17 protein-coding genes and 1 tRNA gene are annotated in these 17,601 nt (G+C 64.8%); 8 read left to right on the top strand and 10 right to left on the bottom strand.

Annotated elements, in window-relative coordinates; genetic code table 11:
• The first annotated feature begins 23 nt into the window (after window positions 1-23).
• Both dapA and bamC read left to right on the top strand, forming a co-directional pair.
• The gene (dapA, locus tag ACHFB9_RS12850) at window positions 24-902 is read left to right on the top strand and encodes a 4-hydroxy-tetrahydrodipicolinate synthase (RefSeq protein WP_417067633.1); all 879 of its coding nucleotides are present in this window, start codon (window positions 24-26) and stop codon (window positions 900-902) included.
• A 13-nt stretch (window positions 903-915) separates the two neighbouring features.
• A complete protein-coding gene (bamC, locus tag ACHFB9_RS12845) occupies window positions 916-2,097 on the top strand; it encodes an outer membrane protein assembly factor BamC (RefSeq protein ID WP_417067632.1) in 1,182 nt (393 codons plus the stop codon).
• Between the two features lie 138 nt (window positions 2,098-2,235).
• Here the strand turns inward: bamC and ACHFB9_RS12840 are convergent, their stop codons facing one another.
• Complete coding sequence (locus ACHFB9_RS12840) at window positions 2,236-2,478, bottom strand: hypothetical protein (RefSeq protein WP_417067631.1); 243 nt, start codon at window positions 2,476-2,478, stop codon at window positions 2,236-2,238.
• A gap of 283 nt (window positions 2,479-2,761) precedes the next feature.
• Between ACHFB9_RS12840 and rlmD the strand changes: the two genes are divergently transcribed.
• Window positions 2,762-4,060: a 23S rRNA (uracil(1939)-C(5))-methyltransferase RlmD gene (rlmD, locus tag ACHFB9_RS12835; RefSeq protein ID WP_417067629.1), complete on the top strand. Its 1,299-nt coding sequence runs from the start codon at window positions 2,762-2,764 to the stop codon at window positions 4,058-4,060.
• 66 nt (window positions 4,061-4,126) lie between these two features.
• On the opposite strand, the gene ACHFB9_RS12830 is transcribed toward rlmD, so the two are convergent.
• The gene (locus tag ACHFB9_RS12830) at window positions 4,127-4,813 is read right to left on the bottom strand and encodes a Bax inhibitor-1/YccA family protein (RefSeq protein WP_417067628.1); all 687 of its coding nucleotides are present in this window, start codon (window positions 4,811-4,813) and stop codon (window positions 4,127-4,129) included.
• Between the two features lie 203 nt (window positions 4,814-5,016).
• On the opposite strand from ACHFB9_RS12830, the gene ACHFB9_RS12825 reads away from it, so the two are divergent.
• Window positions 5,017-5,104, top strand: a tRNA-Ser gene (locus tag ACHFB9_RS12825).
• A 66-nt stretch (window positions 5,105-5,170) separates the two neighbouring features.
• Here ACHFB9_RS12825 and ACHFB9_RS12820 read toward each other — a convergent pair.
• The 3 genes from ACHFB9_RS12820 to ACHFB9_RS12810 form a co-directional block, all read right to left on the bottom strand.
• Window positions 5,171-7,666: an FAD-dependent oxidoreductase gene (locus ACHFB9_RS12820; protein ID WP_417067627.1), complete on the bottom strand. Its 2,496-nt coding sequence runs from the start codon at window positions 7,664-7,666 to the stop codon at window positions 5,171-5,173.
• A 207-nt stretch (window positions 7,667-7,873) separates the two neighbouring features.
• Complete coding sequence (locus tag ACHFB9_RS12815) at window positions 7,874-8,212, bottom strand: hypothetical protein (RefSeq protein ID WP_417067625.1); 339 nt, start codon at window positions 8,210-8,212, stop codon at window positions 7,874-7,876.
• A gap of 160 nt (window positions 8,213-8,372) precedes the next feature.
• Window positions 8,373-8,723 carry an ArsR/SmtB family transcription factor gene (locus ACHFB9_RS12810; protein WP_417067623.1) on the bottom strand — a complete coding sequence of 117 codons (351 nt, stop codon included), beginning with the start codon at window positions 8,721-8,723 and terminating at the stop codon, window positions 8,373-8,375.
• A gap of 126 nt (window positions 8,724-8,849) precedes the next feature.
• On the opposite strand from ACHFB9_RS12810, the gene ACHFB9_RS12805 reads away from it, so the two are divergent.
• The 4 genes from ACHFB9_RS12805 (at window position 8,850) to trxC (ending at window position 13,821) form a co-directional block, all read left to right on the top strand.
• Window positions 8,850-9,878 carry an efflux RND transporter periplasmic adaptor subunit gene (locus tag ACHFB9_RS12805; RefSeq protein WP_417067621.1) on the top strand — a complete coding sequence of 343 codons (1,029 nt, stop codon included), beginning with the start codon at window positions 8,850-8,852 and terminating at the stop codon, window positions 9,876-9,878.
• On the top strand, window positions 9,875-13,105 hold the full coding sequence (locus ACHFB9_RS12800) for an efflux RND transporter permease subunit (protein ID WP_417067620.1): 3,231 nt from the start codon (window positions 9,875-9,877) through the stop codon (window positions 13,103-13,105). The genes ACHFB9_RS12805 and ACHFB9_RS12800 overlap by 4 nt, the downstream gene beginning before the upstream one ends.
• Window positions 13,102-13,320, top strand: a complete 219-nt coding sequence (locus ACHFB9_RS12795; RefSeq protein ID WP_417067619.1) for a DUF2892 domain-containing protein — start codon at window positions 13,102-13,104, stop codon at window positions 13,318-13,320. The genes ACHFB9_RS12800 and ACHFB9_RS12795 overlap by 4 nt, the downstream gene beginning before the upstream one ends.
• Window positions 13,321-13,392: 72 nt before the next feature.
• Window positions 13,393-13,821 (top strand): thioredoxin TrxC, encoded by a 429-nt coding sequence (gene trxC / locus ACHFB9_RS12790; RefSeq protein WP_417067618.1) that lies wholly within the window; start codon window positions 13,393-13,395, stop codon window positions 13,819-13,821.
• 52 nt (window positions 13,822-13,873) lie between these two features.
• Here the strand turns inward: trxC and ACHFB9_RS12785 are convergent, their stop codons facing one another.
• The 5 genes from ACHFB9_RS12785 to ACHFB9_RS12765 all read right to left on the bottom strand — a co-directional run bounded on the left by ACHFB9_RS12785 (window position 13,874) and on the right by ACHFB9_RS12765 (window position 17,596).
• The gene (locus ACHFB9_RS12785) at window positions 13,874-14,512 is read right to left on the bottom strand and encodes an NAD(P)H-dependent oxidoreductase (RefSeq protein ID WP_417067616.1); all 639 of its coding nucleotides are present in this window, start codon (window positions 14,510-14,512) and stop codon (window positions 13,874-13,876) included.
• A 47-nt stretch (window positions 14,513-14,559) separates the two neighbouring features.
• Window positions 14,560-15,132 carry a lipocalin family protein gene (locus ACHFB9_RS12780; RefSeq protein ID WP_417067614.1) on the bottom strand — a complete coding sequence of 191 codons (573 nt, stop codon included), beginning with the start codon at window positions 15,130-15,132 and terminating at the stop codon, window positions 14,560-14,562.
• A gap of 115 nt (window positions 15,133-15,247) precedes the next feature.
• On the bottom strand, window positions 15,248-15,622 hold the full coding sequence (locus tag ACHFB9_RS12775; RefSeq protein ID WP_417067612.1) for a 5-carboxymethyl-2-hydroxymuconate Delta-isomerase: 375 nt from the start codon (window positions 15,620-15,622) through the stop codon (window positions 15,248-15,250).
• Window positions 15,623-15,740: 118 nt separating this feature from the next.
• Complete coding sequence (locus tag ACHFB9_RS12770) at window positions 15,741-16,580, bottom strand: HDOD domain-containing protein (protein WP_417067610.1); 840 nt, start codon at window positions 16,578-16,580, stop codon at window positions 15,741-15,743.
• The gene (locus tag ACHFB9_RS12765) at window positions 16,556-17,596 is read right to left on the bottom strand and encodes a cation diffusion facilitator family transporter (protein ID WP_417067608.1); all 1,041 of its coding nucleotides are present in this window, start codon (window positions 17,594-17,596) and stop codon (window positions 16,556-16,558) included. Before ACHFB9_RS12765 ends, ACHFB9_RS12770 begins: the two co-directional genes overlap by 25 nt.
• Window positions 17,597-17,601: the final 5 nt, after the last annotated feature.

The raw sequence follows: 17,601 nt of genomic DNA, 5'->3' as shown, positions 1-17,601 counted from the left end.
CTTTTCAATCTGGCGGCTTTCGCATGATTACCGGTTCGCTTGTGGCTCTGGTCACTCCGATGCACGAGGATGGAAGCATTGACCTTGCGCGCTTGAAAGAGCTTATCGATTGGCACGTCGCCGAAGGCACTGACGGGATCGTCATCGTCGGTACGACCGGAGAATCTCCGACCGTCGATGTCGAGGAACACAGCCAGCTGATCTCTTTCGCGGTCAAATGTGCGGCCGGGCGTGTTCCGGTGATCGCCGGGACCGGTGGAAACTCGACCCGGGAAGCGATCGAGCTGACGCGCTTCGCGAAGGAAGCCGGCGCTCTGGCGGGCCTGTCGGTCGTTCCCTACTACAACAAGCCGACCCAGGAAGGCATGTACCAGCACTTCCGCGCGATCGCGGAAGCGGTTGATCTGCCGCTCTACCTGTACAACGTGCCTGGCCGCACCGGTGCCGACATGTGCAACGACACGGTGCTGCGGCTCGCCGAAGTGCCAAACATCGTCGGCATCAAGGATGCGACCGGCGCGATCGACCGCGGCCTTGAGCTGATCCTGCGCGCGCCCGAGGGTTTTGCGCTGTACAGCGGCGACGATCTGACCGCGCTTGCCTTCATGCTGCTCGGCGGCCATGGCGTGATCTCGGTGACCGCCAACGTCGCTCCGCGCGCGATGCACGAGATGTGCGCCGCGGCTCTGGCGGCTGACGTGAAGCCCGCGCGGGAAATCAATGCCCGTCTGGCGGGGCTGCATCGCCATCTGTTCTGCGAACCGAATCCGATTCCGGTCAAGTGGGCTCTGGAGAGGATGGGGCGGATCTCCCGCGGCATCCGCCTGCCTCTGACCCCCTTGTCCGAAGTCAATCACTCGAAACTCGCCGGGGCCTTGCGCCAGGCCGGTATTCAGGCCTGAAGAAAGGCGTTCCATGAAGAAACTGCGTTACCAGATGGCTCCCCTGTGCGTACTGTTCGCAGTCGGAGCCTGTTCCAGCATCAATCAGACCGTCACTGACGCCAGCAAGATCGACTACAAGAGTGGTGCCCGGCAGCGGCCGACCGCGCTGGAAGTGCCGCCGGATCTGACCCGCCCGGGGCGTGACGAGCGTTATGCGCTCGAAGGTGAGAGTGCTTCGACGACCTTCTCCGACTTTCAGGCCGGCAACAAGCTGACCGGGATGGCGGGAGCCTCTTCCGCATCGCTGGGCGTTCTGCCCGAGATCGGGAATCTGAGCATAGGGCGGGCAGGCAACGAGCGCTGGCTGATCGTTCCGGGGACGCCTGAGCAGGTCTGGACGCGCATGCGCCAGTTCTGGCTCGACAACGGCTTCACGCTGACCGTCGACAGCCCCGAACTGGGCCTGCTCGAAACCGACTGGGTCGAGAATCGCGCCAAGATCAAGAACGACATCGTCCGCGAAGTGATCAGCAAGGTCTGGGATGGCGCCTATACGTCGCCGGAGAAGGACCGCTATCGCGCCCGGATCGAACCGGGTCTGAAGGCGGGCACCGTCGAAATCTTCATCAGCCACCGCGGGCTTGAAGAAGTGCTGGTCGGCGCCCAGAAGGACAGCAGTCGCTGGGAGTGGCGCCCCTCCGATCCGGGGCTCGAAGCCGAGATGCTGCGCAAGATGATGCTGAGCCTGGGTCTGAAGGAAGACCGTGCCCGCGAGCTGATGATGACGGTTCAAGCGACCGATCACGCCCGCTTCGAACGTGCGACCGATGGCGGTGCCGTGCTGGTCTTCGCTGATCCGATCGAACAGGCCTGGCGTCAGGTGGGTCTGGCTCTGGATCGCAGCGGCTTGCTGGTCGAGGAGAGGGACAGCACTCTGGGTATCTACGACGTGCGAGCTGCCGGTTCCAAGGCGCCCGCCGCGAAGAAGAAGGAAGAGGGCGGCTGGTTCTCCTGGCTCAAGTTTGGCGAGAGCACGGAAGTCCCTGTTCAGGAAGTCAAACCCGGCGCCCTGCCCGTTGGGGCGAGCTACCGCGTTTTCGTCAAGGGCGATACGAAGCTCTCGCAGGTCCGCATCCTCGACAAGGACGGGAATCTGGACAAGAGCGACGATGCGAACAAGGTCCTGAAGCTGCTTTTCGAACAGCTCAAGTAAAACGGAATCGGATATTGAAACGGCCGCCCGGGAAACCCGGCGGCCGTTTTTGTTTGCGCGCGAGGTGACGGGCAAACAAGCGACAGGCAAAGAAAAAGCCGGCCCGAGGGCCGGCTTTCGCTTCAAGCAATCCGGAGATTACTTGGCGGCGGAAGCGTCAGCTTCAGGAGCCGAAGCGTCGGCAGCCGGAGCGGAAGCGTCAGCTTCAGGAGCGGAAGCTTCAGCAGCCGGAGCGGAAGCTTCAACAGCGGGGGCGGAAGCTTCAACGGCGGGAGCAGCTTCTTCTTTCTTGCCGCAAGCGGTCACGGCCAGGGCCAGGAGGGCTGCAACGAGGATAGACTTGTACATTTGTGGGTTTCCCTTATCGATAGAGATAAACATTTACTACTTATTCATTGCCGGCCGAGCTGGGTGCCCAACCAACTTGCCAATCATAACATGATTCCTGAAATGGGGAACATGCCATCGAGATTCTCTTCGGGCGACCAAGTCGTCCTGGTGAGAGTCGCGATCAGACCGCCATCGGCGAACTGATTGCGGGAGTCTACGCCTGTTGAAAAAAAACTGCATCTGTTTGTTAGGGGGGTGGCTGCCTAGACAAAAGATCAGCCATCAGCGCGGCTTCAATGGCTGATAAAATGCACAGTTTTTGCGGACTGAGAACATGCCGGTCGTCACCATCGAATCGCTCGATCATGAAGGCAAGGGAGTGGCTCGCCAGGAAGGCAAGACGATCTTCGTCGAGGGTGCCCTGCCTGGAGAGAAGGTCGAGTACGCGAGCTATCGGCGCAAGCCCAGCTTCGAACTGGCCACCGCCCAGAGCATTCTCAAGCCCAGCTCCCAGAGAGTTTCGCCGCGCTGTGCGCATTTCGGGGTCTGCGGAGGCTGCTCGATGCAGCACCTGGAGCCTTCGGCCCAGGTTGCCGTCAAGCAGCGCGTGCTCGAGGATTCCCTCTGGCACATCGCGCAGATCCGTCCGGAAGTCGTCTTTCCGGCCATCTACGGTCCGACCTGGGGCTACCGCTACCGTGCGCGGATCGGCGTGCGCGACGTGCCGAAAAAGGGCGGCGTTCTGGTCGGCTTCCACGAACGGCGCAGCAGCTATATCGCCGACATGCGCTCCTGCGAGATCCTGCCGCCCGAAGTCGGGCACAAGTTGCTGGATCTGCGCGCGCTGCTAGCCAGTATGTCGGTGCCCGATCGGATTCCGCAGATCGAGATCGCTTTCGGCGACGAACAGAAGGTGCTGGTGCTGAGGAACCTGCTGCCGCTCGAAGCCTCGGACATCGAGATCCTGAAGCGCTTCGGCGAGACTTCGGGCTTCTCGATGTGGCTGCAGCCCGGAGGGCCGGACACGGTTCACCCCATCGACCCCGATGCCGACCGACTGCTTCACTACACGCTGCCCGAGTTCGACCTGCGGCTCGCTTTCCGGCCGACCGACTTCACCCAGGTCAATGTCGCGATCAACCGCCTGCTGATTCGCCGCGCAATGCAGCTGCTCGACCCGCGGCCCGGCGAACGGATCGCCGATCTGTTCTGCGGTCTGGGCAATTTCAGCCTGCCGATCAGCCGCCGCGGCGCGCACGTGATCGGCGTCGAAGGCAGCCAGGCGCTGGTCGAACGGGCGGCTCTCAATGCCGCTGCGAACGGCCTCGCCGAGCGCAGCGAGTTTCAGGTCGCCAACCTCTTCGAAGCGACGCCCGAGAGCCTCGCGGCGCTCGGACCGCTCGACAAGCTGCTGATCGACCCGCCGCGCGAAGGCGCGATCGCGGTCATCAAGGCGCTGGGCGAGAATTCGCCATCGCGCATCGTCTATGTCTCGTGCAACCCGGCCACGCTGGCCCGCGATGCCGCGGTGCTGATCCACGAGAAAGGCTATCGGCTGCTCGGCGCCGGAGTCGCGAACATGTTCCCGCATACCTCCCACGTCGAGTCGATCGCGCTGTTCGAGCGCGCATGAACCCGCTCCGGGCCGTGGACAAAAAAGGGCAACCCGCGGGTTGCCCTTTTTGTACTTCAGTGCGAATCAGTCGCGGTTGCCGCCGAAGATGCCGAGCAGGCTCAGCAGGTGCACGAACACGTTGTAGACGTCGAGGTAGATCTGCAGCGTTGCGATCACGTAGTTCGTCTCGCCGCCATTGACGACCTGTTGCACGTCGTAAAGGATGTAGGCGGAGAAGATCGCGACGCACAGCACCGAGACCGCGATCGTCAGCGCCGGCAGGGCCAGGAAGATGTTCGCGAGCGAAGCCAGCAGAACCAGGATCATGCCGGCGAACAGGAACTTGCCCAGGTTCGAGAAATCGCGCTTCGACACGGTCGCGATGCCGGCCATCGTCACGAAGATCGCGCCGGTGCCGCCCGCGGCCAGCGCGATCAGCTCGGCGCCGTTCGAGAAGTGCAGCGTGTAGCGCAGGATGCCCGAGAGCATCAGCCCCATGAACAGCGTGAAGCCGAGCAGCAGCGCGACGCCGACGCCGCTGTTCTTGAAACGCTGGATTCCGTAGAAGAAGCCGAAGGCGATCGCCAGGAAGGCCAGGAAGCCGATCATCGGGCTGCCGGCGAAGAAGGAAAAGCCGGTCCGCACGCCGATCATCGCGCCCAGCACCGTCGGAATCATCGACAGGCCAAGCAGCATGTAAGTGTTGCGCAGCACGCGGTTGCGCGCGGGCGCATAGCTTGCTGCGGGGGTTTGCAGATTTTCGAATTGCATCCTCTGTTCTCCTTGAAAGACCGCGTTGGCTGAGACCACCCTTCATTCTGGAAGTTTCAGCGGGCAACGGCAGTGCTCATGGTAAACTACAAATCTTCCCGTTGCCGGTTTCGTCTGTAAGTTCGTGTGCGAGGCCGCATCCAGCCGGGATTCCCCGGCGGGCCGACCCATCTCAGTAGAGGGGGCGCTCAGTCGGGAGGCAAGGAAGCGTGGCAGAGTGGTCGATTGCACCGGTCTTGAAAACCGGCAACGGGCAACCGTTCGTGAGTTCGAATCTCACCGCTTCCGCCAGAAATGACAAAAACCCGCAAAGCCTGAGGCTCTGCGGGTTTTTTGACGCCAGCCGGACAGGACTGGCTAGATGAAGAGCGTCGTGCCCGACTCCTGGGCTTCGCCGAGGAAGGCCGCGACGCCGCCGAGCTCGATGCCGTCGATCAGCTCTTCGCGGCGGATGCCCATCACGTCCATCGACATCGTGCAGGCGATCAGCTGCGCGCCGCCGTCGACGAGGCTCTTCAGCAGCGCTTCCGGGGTCTGAACGCCTTTGTCGCGCATGACTTTGCGGATCAACCAGGCGCCCAAGCCGGCGAAGTTCATCTTGGTGATCGAGTTCAGCTTGCCGACTCCGGCGGGCATCATCGCGCCGAACATCCTGTCCATCAAGGGTTTGCCCAGTTTGGGTGCGTCCGTCCGACGCAGCACATTGAGGCCCCAGAAAGTGAAGAAGAGGCTGACCGGTTTGCCCATCGCCAGCGCGCCGTTGGCGATGATCAGGCTGGCCATGACCTTGTCCAGATCACCCGAGAATACGACCAGAGTCGTCTTCTCGCGGGACGCTGAGGCGGCCGGCTGTGCCGCCGAAGCCGGAGCGCCGGCCTTGCTTTTGCGGATCAGCGCCGTGACCCGTCCTTTTGCGGTCTCGACGGAAAGCAGCTCATTGCCGGTCTTTTTGGCCCATGCCTTGATGTCGCGCGCGAACGCGGGATCCGACGCGATCACCTCGAGTTCTTCGCCCGCTTCCATCGCTTCGGCTGCACGCCAGGTTTTCATGATCGGGCCCGGGCACTGCAGGCCCACCGCGTCGAGGCTGTGGCGCTTGCCGGCATGGGCGACGAGCGCGCACGGGTTGCCGCCTGCCTCGGCCTCGATCTCGTCGGGATCGCGGTGCTTGATGTTCTCGTAGTCGAAGATGTCCGGGTTCGCCTGCTCATTCACGGCCCACGAATAGGTCTTGTATCCCCCCGACAGGTTTCGGACATCGGTGAAGCCCGACTGCTTGAGGATCCGGTAGGCCAGATAGCCGCGCAGACCGATCTGGCAGAACACGACGGTCGGCGCGTGCGCATCGAGCTGGCCGAGCTGCCCGCGCAGATGGTCGAGATCGATATGGCGGGCGCCGCGGATCGTGCCGAGTTCGAATTCCTCCGCGGTCCGCACGTCGATCAGCTGGAGCGATGCGGGATCGGTGTCTTTGAGCGCGCGCCAGTCGATCTGCTCGTGGGTCCCGTCGAGAACGTTGGCGGCCACATAGCCGATCATATTGACCGGATCCTTGGCCGAGCCATAGGGCGGTGCATAGGCGAGTTCGAGCTCGGTCAGGTCCTCGACCGTGAGTCCGGCGTGAATCGCGGTGGCGATGACGTCGATGCGTTTGTCCGCGCCGTCGGCGCCGACCGCCTGGGCGCCGAGGATCCGTCCTTCCGGCGAATAGAGCAGTTTCAGCGTGATCGACATGGCTCCCGGGTAGTAGCTCGCGTGCGAGCCGCCGTGGGTGATCGCGCTGCGGTAGGGGATGGCCGCGGCGATCAGCGCCTTTTCGTTGAGTCCGGTGGCCGCCGCGGCGAGGTCGAAGACCTTCAGAATCGACGTGCCCTGCGTGCCCCGATAGCTTCGGGTGTTCCCGAAAACGATGTTGTCCGCGGCGATCCGCCCCTGGCGGTTCGCCGGCCCCGCCAGAGGAATCAGTGCCGCGTGTCCGGCTATGGTCTGGGTGACTTCGATCGCGTCGCCGACCGCATAGATCGCTTCGTCCGAGCTCTGCAGATACTCGTTGACCTTGATGCCGCCGCTCGTGCCGAGCTGCAGGCCGCAGGCGCGCGCCAGCGTCGTCTCCGGGCGCACGCCGATCGCGAGCACGACGAGGTCGGCCTGCAGCCGCTTGCCGCTCGCTAGGAAGACCAGCGTGTGATCGTCCTTGTCCTCGAAGCGGTCGACCTTGTCGGACAGATAGAGCTCGATGTTCTTGTCGCGGAGGTGGCCATGCACGATAGCCGCCATCTCGACGTCGAGCGGCGCGAGGATCTGCTCGGCCCCTTCGACCAGCGTGGTCTGCAGGCCGCGTTCGTGCAGGTTCTCGGCGACTTCGATGCCGATGAAGCCGCCGCCGATGACGACGGCGCGACGCGGCTTGCGGGTCTGGAGGTGTTCGATTATCCGGTCCAGATCCGGGATGTTGCGCAGGCCGAAGACGTAGTCCGAGTCGATCCCGGGAAGGCGGGGACGGATCGGTTCGGCGCCGGGCGAGAGCAGCAGACGGTCATAGGCCTCGTCGTATTCCTTGCCGGTCGCGAGCTCGCGCAGACGGACGGTCTTCGCCGAGCGGTCGATCGTTATCGCCTCGGTCCGCACGCGGACATCGACCGCGTAGCGTGCCTCGAATGCCTCTTCCGAGCTGACCAGCAGCTGGTCGCGCTCGGCGATCACGCCGGACAGGTGATAGGGCAGGCCGCAGTTTGCAAAGCTGATATAGGGGCCGCGTTCGACCAGAACGATCCGGGCGTTTTCGTCGTCACGACGGATGCGGGCCGCAGCCGTTGCGCCACCCGCGACACCACCCACAATGAGGATATTCATAGGACACTCCGTTATCGTTTTTGTACTATATCACTATAAGGTGATAAAAACCAAACGGAGATATTGTAGGCGTTGCTTCTGGCGCGGACGGTCATGTCCACGCGCGTCAGGGGAGGGGCCGGCAGAAGCGGCTGCGCGGACTCGCGCGGGAGGCGTCGGGACGGGCGGGCGCGAGCGCGCCCGCTCCGGCTTGGGTTCAGTCCGGACTTATTTGAAGAAGCCGCGCGCCTTCATCTGGTCGCAGGCGTTCGCACGCGGCGCCGGCAGGCTGACGCCTTTTTCCTTGGCGCGTCCTTCCATCAGCTTGTGGTGCTCGCCTTGATAGGCGACGCACTCGTCGTAGCTCTTCATGCTGCGCATCTTGTTCCGGTGCTCGGTGCGCTCTTCCGGAGTCATCATCTTCCAGCCTGCGACGTTGTCGCTGCCGCACCGCCATCCGCCACCGCCCATCATGCCTCGACCCATGCCCTGGCTTTGCTGGGCCAGGACGGGGAAGGCGATCAGGGAAGCGAGAAGGGTTGCTGCCAACAGGGTGCTTCGGGTCATGCCGTTCTCCTTGGCCATGTTTGAGTGCCAGAACTGCGCAGACGCGTGCCTGATGCCGTGCAGCAGGTCTGCATCGTTCAGCCGCACCGTCGTTTGAGCTACGCGTATTTCTAGTATTGACGGTCAAAAAAGCCAAGAAAATGCTGTCTGGCCGCGAGCTTCAGCCCCGCTCGTCGCTGCGCGCGGCGGAGAGCGCCAGGTGAAGCGCGACGTCCTTTTCGAGTCCGCGCTCGACCGAGCCGCAGACCAGCTCGCACAGCTCATAGATCGCCGGATCGGCAACGCTGACGATCGTCGATGTGCCGTGCGCGGTGCGGGTGACGATTCCAGTGTCTGCGAGCACTTTCAGGTGTTTGGAGATATTGGCCTGGCTGCACTGGGCCAGCTCGGTCAGCTCTCCGACCGAGCGTTCGCGCACGCGCAGCGCATTGAGGATGCGCAACCGGGTCGGATCGGAAAGGGCCCGGAAGTAGAGCGCGACGCGGTCTATAGCTTGATCGGGGAGGCTCATGATCGTGTTCTTTCCTGCTGGGAGTGGTTTCGATGATAGCTCGGCGGCGATCGAGCGAACAAGTCTTGAAAATATCGCTATGCGGTTATATAGTGAATAAAAGACAAATCCGGAAGGATCCAAACCATGAAGAGCTTGCCCCTCTTGCTGCTGGCGTGCCTGGGCTTGCCGGTCAGCGCGGCGGATGCGCTGCGCGTGGCGCCGGTCAGCTACTCGTCCGCGGCGGGTGAGTATGTGGCCGATGCGACGATCCAGGCCGTGCGGCAGAGCGTCGTATCGGCCCAGGTCCAGGGGCGGGTGCTGCAGCTTGCAGTCCGCGCCGGCGATGCCGTCACGGCTGGTCAGCTGATCGCCCGCCTCGACGACAGGGAGTACGGCGCGGCAGAAGCGGCCAGCCTGGCGTCGATTCGCGAAGCTCAGGCGAACCTGGTCAAGGCCGAACTCGATCACCGCCGCAATCTGGCCTTGGCCAGGCAGAACTTCGTCAGCGCCGCCCTCGTCGATCAGTCCGCGGCCCAGCTCAAGGCGCAGCAGGCCCGAGTCGAGGCCTTGCGCGCGGGCGCCGCAGTAACGGGCGCGACCCGCAGCCATGCGCTGATCAGCGCGCCCTACGCGGCCATCGTCGCGGCGACCCACGTCGAAGCGGGCGATATGGCGATGCCGGGCAAGCCCGTCGTCAGCCTGTTCCAGCCCGGTGCCTTGCGCGCGGTCGCCTATCTGCCTGAGGCGCAGACCGCTGCGCTGAGGGCGGCGCTGGCCAGAACCCGGCCGGTGGTCGAGATCGGCGCGCTGCGCGTTCCCGGAGTGCTGACCACGATCCTGCCCGCCGCCGATCCGGGCACGCGGACGACCGAAGTGCGCATCGATCTGCCCGCCACGGTAAAGGCGGCGCCCGGGCAATTCGTCCGGGCCCGTTTCGCGCTCGGCGAAGCGGCGCGGCTCGCCATCCCCGCTCAGGCCGTTCTCAGGCGTGGGGAGCTCTCAGCCGTCTATGTCAGGACCGCTGCCGGGCGGTTTCAGCAGCGCCAGATCCGGACCGGCGAGCGCCTGGTCGATGAGCGGATCGAGGTGCTGGCGGGTTTGAGGGCGGGAGAGCTTGTTGCGCTCGATCCGGTCAAGGCGGGCATCGATGCGGCGAGCGGGGCCTCGCGATGAGCGAAACCTCTTCTCCTCTTGGCCTCTCGGGTCGCATCAGCGCGCACTTCCAGCGCAATGCGATCACCCCGCTGCTGGCGCTCGTGCTGTTGCTGCTGGGCATCTTCGCGGCAGTGGTCACGCCGCGCGAGGAGGAACCGCAGATCAACGTGACGATGGCCAATGTGCTGATTCCCTTCCCCGGCGCATCGAGCACGGATGTGGAGCGCCTCGTCGCGGGGCCGGCCGAGCAGGTGCTCGACCAGATCGCCGGGATCGAGCACGTCTTCTCGGTATCGCGTCCCGGACTCGCGATCCTGACCGTGCAGTTCAAGGTTGGTGTTGCCCGGACCGAGGCTCTGGTGCGCCTCTACGACACGCTGCACAGCAATCGGGACTGGCTCCCGGCGGGACTGGGCGTCGGCGAGCCGATCGTCAAACCCAAGGGGATAGACGATGTGCCGGTCGTCGCGCTGACGCTGTGGACCCGTGATCCGGACGCGGGAGCGTTCGAGCTCGAACGCGTCGCGCACACGCTCGAAAGCGAGATCAAGCGGGTCGAGGGCACCCGCGAAGTTTCGACGATAGGCGGGCCCGGCAGTGCGGTCAATGTGTGGCTCGATGCCGACCGGCTGTCCGCGCTGGGCATGTCGGTCGATCAGCTGACCCAGGCCTTGCAGGCGCGCAATCGGGTGCTGCCGGCCGGCGAGCTCGTCTCCGACAACCGCCTCGTGCATGTGGAAGTCGGCAGTTTCCTCGCCGATGCCCGCGAGGTCGGCGAAGTCGTGATCGGCAGCCGCGACGGCAAACCGGTGTTCCTGTCCGACGTCGCCCGGATCGAGGCCGGGGCGCCGCTGGCGGGGCGCTATGTCTGGCATGGCGTCGCCGGCAAGAGCGGCGCCGAATACCCGGCCGTGACCGTGCAGGTGACGAAGAAGGCGGGGGAGAACGCGGTCGATGTCGCCCGCGCGGTGATCGCCCGGGTCGATGCGCTGCACAACCAGCTGATCCCGGCGAACATCGAGCTGACGGTGAGTCGCAACTATGGCCAGACGGCTGACGACAAGGCGAGCAAGCTGATCCAGAAGCTCGCTTTCGCAACGCTGTCGGTGATCGCACTGGTGGGCTTCGCGCTCGGACGGCGCGAGGCGGCAATCGTCGGCTCGGCGGTGATCCTGACCCTGGCTTCGACGCTGTTCGCGAGCTGGGCCTGGGGCTTCACGCTGAACCGCGTGTCGCTGTTCGCGCTGATCTTCTCGATCGGCATCCTCGTCGACGATGCGATCGTCGTCGTCGAGAACATCCACCGCCACCGCGCGCTGGAACCGGAGAAGGCGCTCTGGGAGATCATTCCCGGCGCTGTCGACGAGGTCGGCGGCCCGACCATTCTCGCGACGCTGACCGTGATCGCGGCCTTGCTACCGATGGCCTTCGTGAGCGGTCTGATGGGGCCTTACATGAGCCCGATCCCGATCAATTCGAGCCTGGGCATGCTGCTCTCGCTGGCGATCGCCTTCATCGTGACGCCCTGGCTCGCGAACAAGTGGCTGGGCGCGCATCACGGCGGCAAGAGCGATGCCGATGCGAGCGAGCCCACCGAAGGCCGGCTGCTCCGGCTCGCCCGCACGCTGCTGACGCCTTTCCTCGAGCCGCGCTCCGGCAAGCGCGCGCGGCGCTGGCTGTGGCTCGCTCTTGCCGCGGCGATCGCGGTGTCGGTGGCGCTGCCGCTCTTCAAGGCCGTCGTGCTCAAGATGCTGCCCTTCGACAACAAGAGCGAATTCCAGGTCGTCGTCGATATGCCGCCCGGCACGCCACTGGAGGACACCGCGGCGGTGCTGCGCGAGATGGGGGCGGCTCTGGCGAAGGTCCCGGAAGTCACCGACTATCAGGCCTATGCGGGGACGGCCAGCCCGATCAACTTCAATGGCCTCGTGCGCCAGTATTACCTGCGCGCGTCCAGTGAGCTGGGCGACCTCCAGGTGAACCTCGTCGACAAACACCATCGCAGCCGCAAGAGCCACGAGATTGCGCAGTCGGTGCGTCCTCTGCTCAAGAGGATTGCCGCGGCCCATGGCGCGCGGGTCAAGGTCGTCGAAGTGCCGCCCGGTCCTCCGGTGATGAGTCCGATCGTCGCCGAGGTCTATGGCCCCGACGATGCAGCTCGCCGTTCGGTCGCCAGCAAGGTGCTGGCTGCGTTTGAAGCGAGTCCCGACATCGTCGATACGGACAGCTCGGAGTCCGCCAGCTCGCCTCAGCTCGTGCTGCGCGTCAAACAGGGCAAGGCCGCTCAGCTGGGAGTGAGCCAGGCCCAGATCGCCCAGGCGTTGAATGCGGCGGGGCAGGGCGCGGAGGCGAGCTATCTGCACGATGGTCAGAGCAAATACGCGGTGCCGGTGCGTCTGCAGCTGGCCCCCGAGAAACTCTCCAGCCTGAGCTCCCTGCTCAAATTGCCGATCGCGACGAAGGACGGGCGCACCGTGGCTTTGTCCGAGCTTGTCGATGTCGTGCCCGGCGAGCGAGATCGCGTGATCAGCCACAAGGATCTGCTGCCGGTGAGCTATGTGTTCGGCGACATCGCTGGCGCGCTCGACAGTCCTCTGTACGGAATGTTCGCGATTCGCGCGAAGCTCAAGGACCTGAAACTCGCCGAGGGCGGCACGCTGGGCCAGGCCTATATCCGCCAGCCCGATGATGTCTGGCGGGGCTACGCGATCAAGTGGGACGGCGAATGGCAGGTCAGCTACGAAACCTTCCGCGACATGGGCGCTGCCTATGCGCTGGGCCTGATCCTGATCTACCTGCTGGTCGTCGCGCACTTCCGGAGCTATCTGACGCCTCTGGTGATCATGGCGCCGATCCCGCTGACCCTGGTCGGCGTGATGCCGGGGCATGCCTTGCTGGGTGCGCAGTTCACGGCGACCTCGATGATCGGAATGATCGCGCTGGCCGGCATCATCGTCCGCAACTCGATCCTGCTCGTCGATTTCATCGGCCTGCAGGTCGGCCAGGGAATGCCTTTGCGCGAAGCGGTGATCCACTCGGCCGGCGTGCGCGCCCAACCGATCATCCTGACCGCGCTCGCGGCGATGCTCGGCGCGCTGTTCATCCTCGACGACCCGATCTTCAACGGGCTCGCCGTGTCGCTGCTCTTCGGCATCGCGGTGGCCACGCTGCTGACGCTGGTCGTGATCCCGGTCCTCTACTACGCGCTCGCTGCGCGCCATCAACCTGAAGGAGCTTCGCTATGACGACCGAACGCCTGATCCGCATCATCGCCGGCAGCCTGCTGCTGCTCTCGCTGGCTCTGGCCATCCCGGCCAGCCCGATCTACATCAGCCAGTGGTTTTTCGCCTTGACGGCCTTTGTTGCCGCGAATCTGTTGCAGAGCGGAGTGAGCCGCTGGTGCCTGATGGAGGACATCCTCGTCAAGCTCGGGGTCCGGCGAGGCGGCGTGCACGATTGAACAGTCTCACCCTTTCGCGGTCCCATCCCCTCGACGGCTGCCCCGCGGGTAGCCCAAACGGAAAGGAAAGTCATGCAAATCGCCTGTCCCCACTGCGCTCAGCTCAATCGAGTCCCCGAGGATCGTCTCGTCGACGGGCCTCATTGTGGCGGATGCAAGCAGCTGTTGATCACCGATGAGCCGGTCGAACTCAATGAAGCGAATTTCGAAGCGCTGACCGCGAAGAGTGATCTGCCTGTCGTGATCGACTTCTGGGCCGCCTGGTGCGGCCCCTGCCGGATCATGGCGCCGCAGTTCGCCGAAGCCGCCGCGCAGCTGGCAGGCCAGTTTGTATTCGCGAAGCTCGACACCGAGGCCTGCCCGCGCATCGCCGCGCGCTTCGACGTGTGCAGCATTCCGACCCTGGCTCTGGTCAAGGGCGGGCGCGAGATCGCGCGGGTCAGCGGCGCGCGGCCCGCGGCTGAGATTGTGCGCTGGGTTGAGGCCGCGGCCGGGCAGTGAGCTGCGCCGCCAGGGAAGGGCGCGTGAGGCCGTCCCCGGCAGGGCTGCGTACTTACTTCATCTCGATCACAAACTCATCGCGGGTGCGGCGCACCTTCTTCAGATCTACGAGCCAGTCGCCTTCGGCCGCGCGGTAGCCCAGCGGGAGCAGCAGCACCGAACGCAGGCCGCGCTCGCGCAGCTTCAGGATCTCGTCGACCTTGGCCGGATCGAAACCCTCCATCGGCGTGCAGTCCACCTTCTCTTCCGCGGCGGCGATCAGCGCGGTGCCCAGACCGATATAGGCCTGGCGGGCGGCGTGCTGGAAGTTGGTCTCGGCGTCGCGCTTCGTATAGCTGTCCAGCAGCATCTGGCGGTAGTTCTCCCAGCCTTCGTTCTTGAAGCCGCGCTCGTCGTTGACGAGGTCGAACATCATGTTGATGCGCTCAGCGGTGTAGTTGTCCCAGGCGGCGAAGACGAGCAGGTGCGAGCATTCGGTGATCTGGGGCTGGTTCCAGGCGTGCGGCTTGATCTGCTCGCGCAGTTCGGGATTGGTCACGACGATCACATCGAAGGGCTGCAGTCCGCTCGAAGTCGCGGTGAGGCGGATCGCTTCGAGGATGCGGGCCACGGTCTGCTCGGGAACGGCTTTCGCCGGATCCATTTTCTTCGTCGCGTAGCGCCATTGCAGCGTGTTGATCAGTTCAGACATCGAGCGTTTTCCTTGTGAATGGGTTGTTTTGCGGCTGAAAGGTGGGTTTAGGGTTTGTCCGGGGGCGAGGCCTGACGGGTTCTGACCAGCTTCTCGACCGCCAGGCCCTGGTGGCGGAGTCGCGCGGTCAAGGCGGCGAGGGCGGTCTCGGAGACCTCCGGAGTGCGGGAGAGGATCCACAGGTAGTTGCGGGAGGGTTCGCTGACCGCGACCAGCTGGTAGTCCGGGTCGATGTCGATGACCCAGTAGTTGCCCCAGACCGCGGGGATCAGGGACAGCCAGGCGGGTGCGAAGCGCACCTGCAGCCGTGGCGAGGTGTCCGGACCCTGCTGGCGGGCGACGCCCTGAGCCTGCTCGATTTTTCCCTGCTGATTGCGGCAGCTGTTGGTGACCGTGACCTGGCCATCCGGGGCCAGCTGGTACTCCGCGCGGGTGTCGGCTGCGCACTGCTTCTGGAAGCGGTTGGGGAACTTCGCGATCTCGTACCAGCGCCCCATATAGCGGGGCAGGTCGAGCGCTGCGACCGGCTGGAGTGCAGGTCCCGTGCCCGGCTCGGGGCGGACCTCATCGGTACAGGCGGGCAGCAGCGCCAGCAGCGCGAGAAAAACGAGACGGTTCATGGGCAGGGGCAGGAGACGCAACTTTGCATCGACCTTCGCGAAGCCAGGAAGTTTCCTTGTCCTTGCGCTGCGCCCTGTCCGGCTTACCCGGGCAGGGCGGCGGCTCCGGAGGAACTCAGTCGCCGGGAGTGCGCACGGTTCTCTGATAGCACAGGCGCTCCGGCTCGAGGTCGACCGACTCGGTCGTGATCTGGATCGGAATCGATGGCGTGCCTATGCAGGCGCACAACTGCTTGTGCAGCTCCTCGACGACCTTCTGCTTGAGCTCGGTGTCGTGAGTCGAGCGCTGGGCGAAACGCAGGTGCACGAAACCCTGTTCGCGGGAGCCGTCGCCGACCAGATAGTCCTTGAGCTTGATCGCCCGGCTCTTGAGCTCGTCCTGGCCGCACAGATGGGTTGCCGTCAGGCACTTGTGCAGCCGGAACAGCGTCAGCCGCGGGTTGAAGGCGTCGTTGAGATTGTCAGTGTATTCCAGCATCAGATGCGGCATTTTTGTCTCCTTCTCCTGCGGGTCTTCCCGGATCGCTTCCGGGGATCCGTCAGGAAAAGTCTAGTCCGGCCATCCTCGCAGGATATGTGCGCCGTCAAATGCTGCTCAGTCCAGAGTCTTACTGACCGGTTCCGAACACGCTCATCATCATGTCCAGCTGGGCTTCGACCGGCTCCAGCGCGGCCTCTATCGTCTCGGCATCGATGCCCGCCAGGCTCAGGGATTCGGGGTGGACCGGGTATTCGTGTTCCGGTCCGCCCCCGGCTTTCGCAGCGGCTGCGCTGACGAGGTTCAGCAGCGCCGCCGAGGCGGCATACTCGCCCGCCGAAGGGGGCTGGAGCTGGGCGCCGATCAGCACACCGAAGCTGACCGGAAGCTGCCAGCGGGCGGCCAGCGCCGCGCCGACCTCGGCGAAGTCGCAGCCGATGATCCGACGCTCGACGTCGGGGAGGGTGTCGTTATCCTGAAGTGGCGTGTCGAGAACCATCGCCATCAGGTCGGGGACGGCGACATACATGACCAGGTGGCCGGCGTCGGCCAGCAGGCCGGCCACGAACAGGCGCTCGGGACTCATGCCGCGCACCAGCCGCGCGACTTCGCGCGCGAGCAGACCGCGGCGCAGGCTGTCACGCCAGAAGCGGGCCATATCCATCCGCTGCGGGCGGATTCCGGCGAACAGCGCGGTGACCGAAGTGGCGAGCACGAGGTCGTGAACCTGTTCGAGGCCGATCAGGCTCACCGCCCGGTTGATGCTCTCGACCTTGCGCGCATAGCCGTAAAAGGCTGAGTTGGCGAGCCTGAGCAGGGCCGCGGTCAACGACGGGTCGGTCGTGATGACATCGGCAACTTCCGGAATCGACACATCCGGATCGTCGAGCGCGGCGCGAATCTTCAGATAGACGTCGGGCAGCGTTGCGAGGCGATCGATGTAGGCTACGAGTTCCTGGGCGAGGTGCATTTCTGCGGGGCTCCGGTCTGGGAATGCGTTGTGCTGTGAGTGACGCGGGACAGCGGAATGCGCTCTTCGCCCGGAAGTTCGGGCTGGAGCGTCGTGTGCTCGATGTTGAATTCGCGCTTCAGGGTCTGCTGCGCCGAGAAGAGCACGGAGGCCCAGCCCTCGGGGGCGGCGAGCAGCAGGTGGGCAGAGACCGCGATGCGGCCCGACGCGATCGTCCAGACGTGCAGGTCATGAACCGAGAGCACGCCCTTCTGCGCGGCCAGTCGGGCGCCGATCTCAGGCAGGGAGAGCTCGCGCGGCACTCCGTCGAGCAGCTGGTGCAGCGTTTCGCGCAGGATGCCGACCGTGCTGGCGAGGATTAGGCCACCGATCAGCAGCGACAGAAGCGGGTCGGCGAGCATCCAGCCGGTGAAGTAGACGGCCAGCAGCGCGCCCAGCGCGGCCAGCGAACCGAGCAGATCGCCGAGCACATGGAGCAGCGCGGCGCGCAGGTTCAGCGACGAGGATCCATGCGCGAGCAGCCAGGCGACGCCGAGGTTCAGGATCAGCCCCAGCGCGGCGATCACTGCGGCGGGACCGGCGGTGACGTGGACCGGGCGAGAGATCCGCTCTATCGCTTCCCACGAGATCCCGGCGACGATGATCAGCATCAGCGCCGCATTGAACAGCGCGGCAAGCGCTTCCACGCGTCCCAGACCGTAGCTGTGCGTGGCGTTGGGCGGGCGGCGGGCGAGGCGCGCCGCGAAAGCGGCGATGCCCAGGGCCAGGCTGTCCGAGAGCATGTGCCCGGCGTCGCCGAGCAGGGCCAGCGAACCCGTGGCCCAGCCCCCCAGCGCTTCGACCGCGGCGAAGGCCAGAGTGATCAGGAGCGCGAGGCGCAGCGTTTTCTCGTCCCCGCCGTGATGGTGGTGATGACCGGCGGCGTGCGCATGCGTGTGGTCGTGGCCGCGGTGATCGTGGTCGTCGTGAGCGCAACAGTGTGCAGCGTGATCTTCCGGACGGTGTGTTGCGGTCATGAGTA

This window comes from Niveibacterium terrae (genome assembly GCF_048213115.1).
GTDB classification, from domain to species: Bacteria; Pseudomonadota; Gammaproteobacteria; order Burkholderiales; family Rhodocyclaceae; genus Niveibacterium; species Niveibacterium terrae.
The sequence above is the reverse complement of the archived record's forward strand: the minus strand, read 5'-3'. Positions and strand labels throughout refer to the sequence as shown.

Excerpts from the sequence above, each read along its gene's own strand:
- ACHFB9_RS12810 (WP_417067623.1), bottom strand. The coding sequence starts at position 8,723 with ATGAGCCTCCCCGATCAAGCTATAGACCGCGTCGCGCTCTACTTCCGG.
- ACHFB9_RS12830 (WP_417067628.1), bottom strand. The coding sequence starts at position 4,813 with ATGCAATTCGAAAATCTGCAAACCCCCGCAGCAAGCTATGCGCCCGCG.
- ACHFB9_RS12785 (WP_417067616.1), bottom strand. The coding sequence starts at position 14,512 with ATGTCTGAACTGATCAACACGCTGCAATGGCGCTACGCGACGAAGAAA.
- ACHFB9_RS12775 (WP_417067612.1), bottom strand. The coding sequence starts at position 15,622 with ATGCCGCATCTGATGCTGGAATACACTGACAATCTCAACGACGCCTTC.
- ACHFB9_RS12770 (WP_417067610.1), bottom strand. The coding sequence starts at position 16,580 with ATGCACCTCGCCCAGGAACTCGTAGCCTACATCGATCGCCTCGCAACG.
- ACHFB9_RS12780 (WP_417067614.1), bottom strand. The coding sequence starts at position 15,132 with ATGAACCGTCTCGTTTTTCTCGCGCTGCTGGCGCTGCTGCCCGCCTGT.
- ACHFB9_RS12805 (WP_417067621.1), top strand. The coding sequence starts at position 8,850 with ATGAAGAGCTTGCCCCTCTTGCTGCTGGCGTGCCTGGGCTTGCCGGTC.
- ACHFB9_RS12815 (WP_417067625.1), bottom strand. The coding sequence starts at position 8,212 with ATGACCCGAAGCACCCTGTTGGCAGCAACCCTTCTCGCTTCCCTGATC.
- bamC (WP_417067632.1), top strand. The coding sequence starts at position 916 with ATGAAGAAACTGCGTTACCAGATGGCTCCCCTGTGCGTACTGTTCGCA.
- dapA (WP_417067633.1), top strand. The coding sequence starts at position 24 with ATGATTACCGGTTCGCTTGTGGCTCTGGTCACTCCGATGCACGAGGAT.
- ACHFB9_RS12765 (WP_417067608.1), bottom strand. The coding sequence starts at position 17,596 with ATGACCGCAACACACCGTCCGGAAGATCACGCTGCACACTGTTGCGCT.
- ACHFB9_RS12820 (WP_417067627.1), bottom strand. The coding sequence starts at position 7,666 with ATGAATATCCTCATTGTGGGTGGTGTCGCGGGTGGCGCAACGGCTGCG.
- ACHFB9_RS12840 (WP_417067631.1), bottom strand. The coding sequence starts at position 2,478 with ATGTTTATCTCTATCGATAAGGGAAACCCACAAATGTACAAGTCTATC.
- ACHFB9_RS12795 (WP_417067619.1), top strand. The coding sequence starts at position 13,102 with ATGACGACCGAACGCCTGATCCGCATCATCGCCGGCAGCCTGCTGCTG.
- trxC (WP_417067618.1), top strand. The coding sequence starts at position 13,393 with ATGCAAATCGCCTGTCCCCACTGCGCTCAGCTCAATCGAGTCCCCGAG.
- rlmD (WP_417067629.1), top strand. The coding sequence starts at position 2,762 with ATGCCGGTCGTCACCATCGAATCGCTCGATCATGAAGGCAAGGGAGTG.
- ACHFB9_RS12800 (WP_417067620.1), top strand. The coding sequence starts at position 9,875 with ATGAGCGAAACCTCTTCTCCTCTTGGCCTCTCGGGTCGCATCAGCGCG.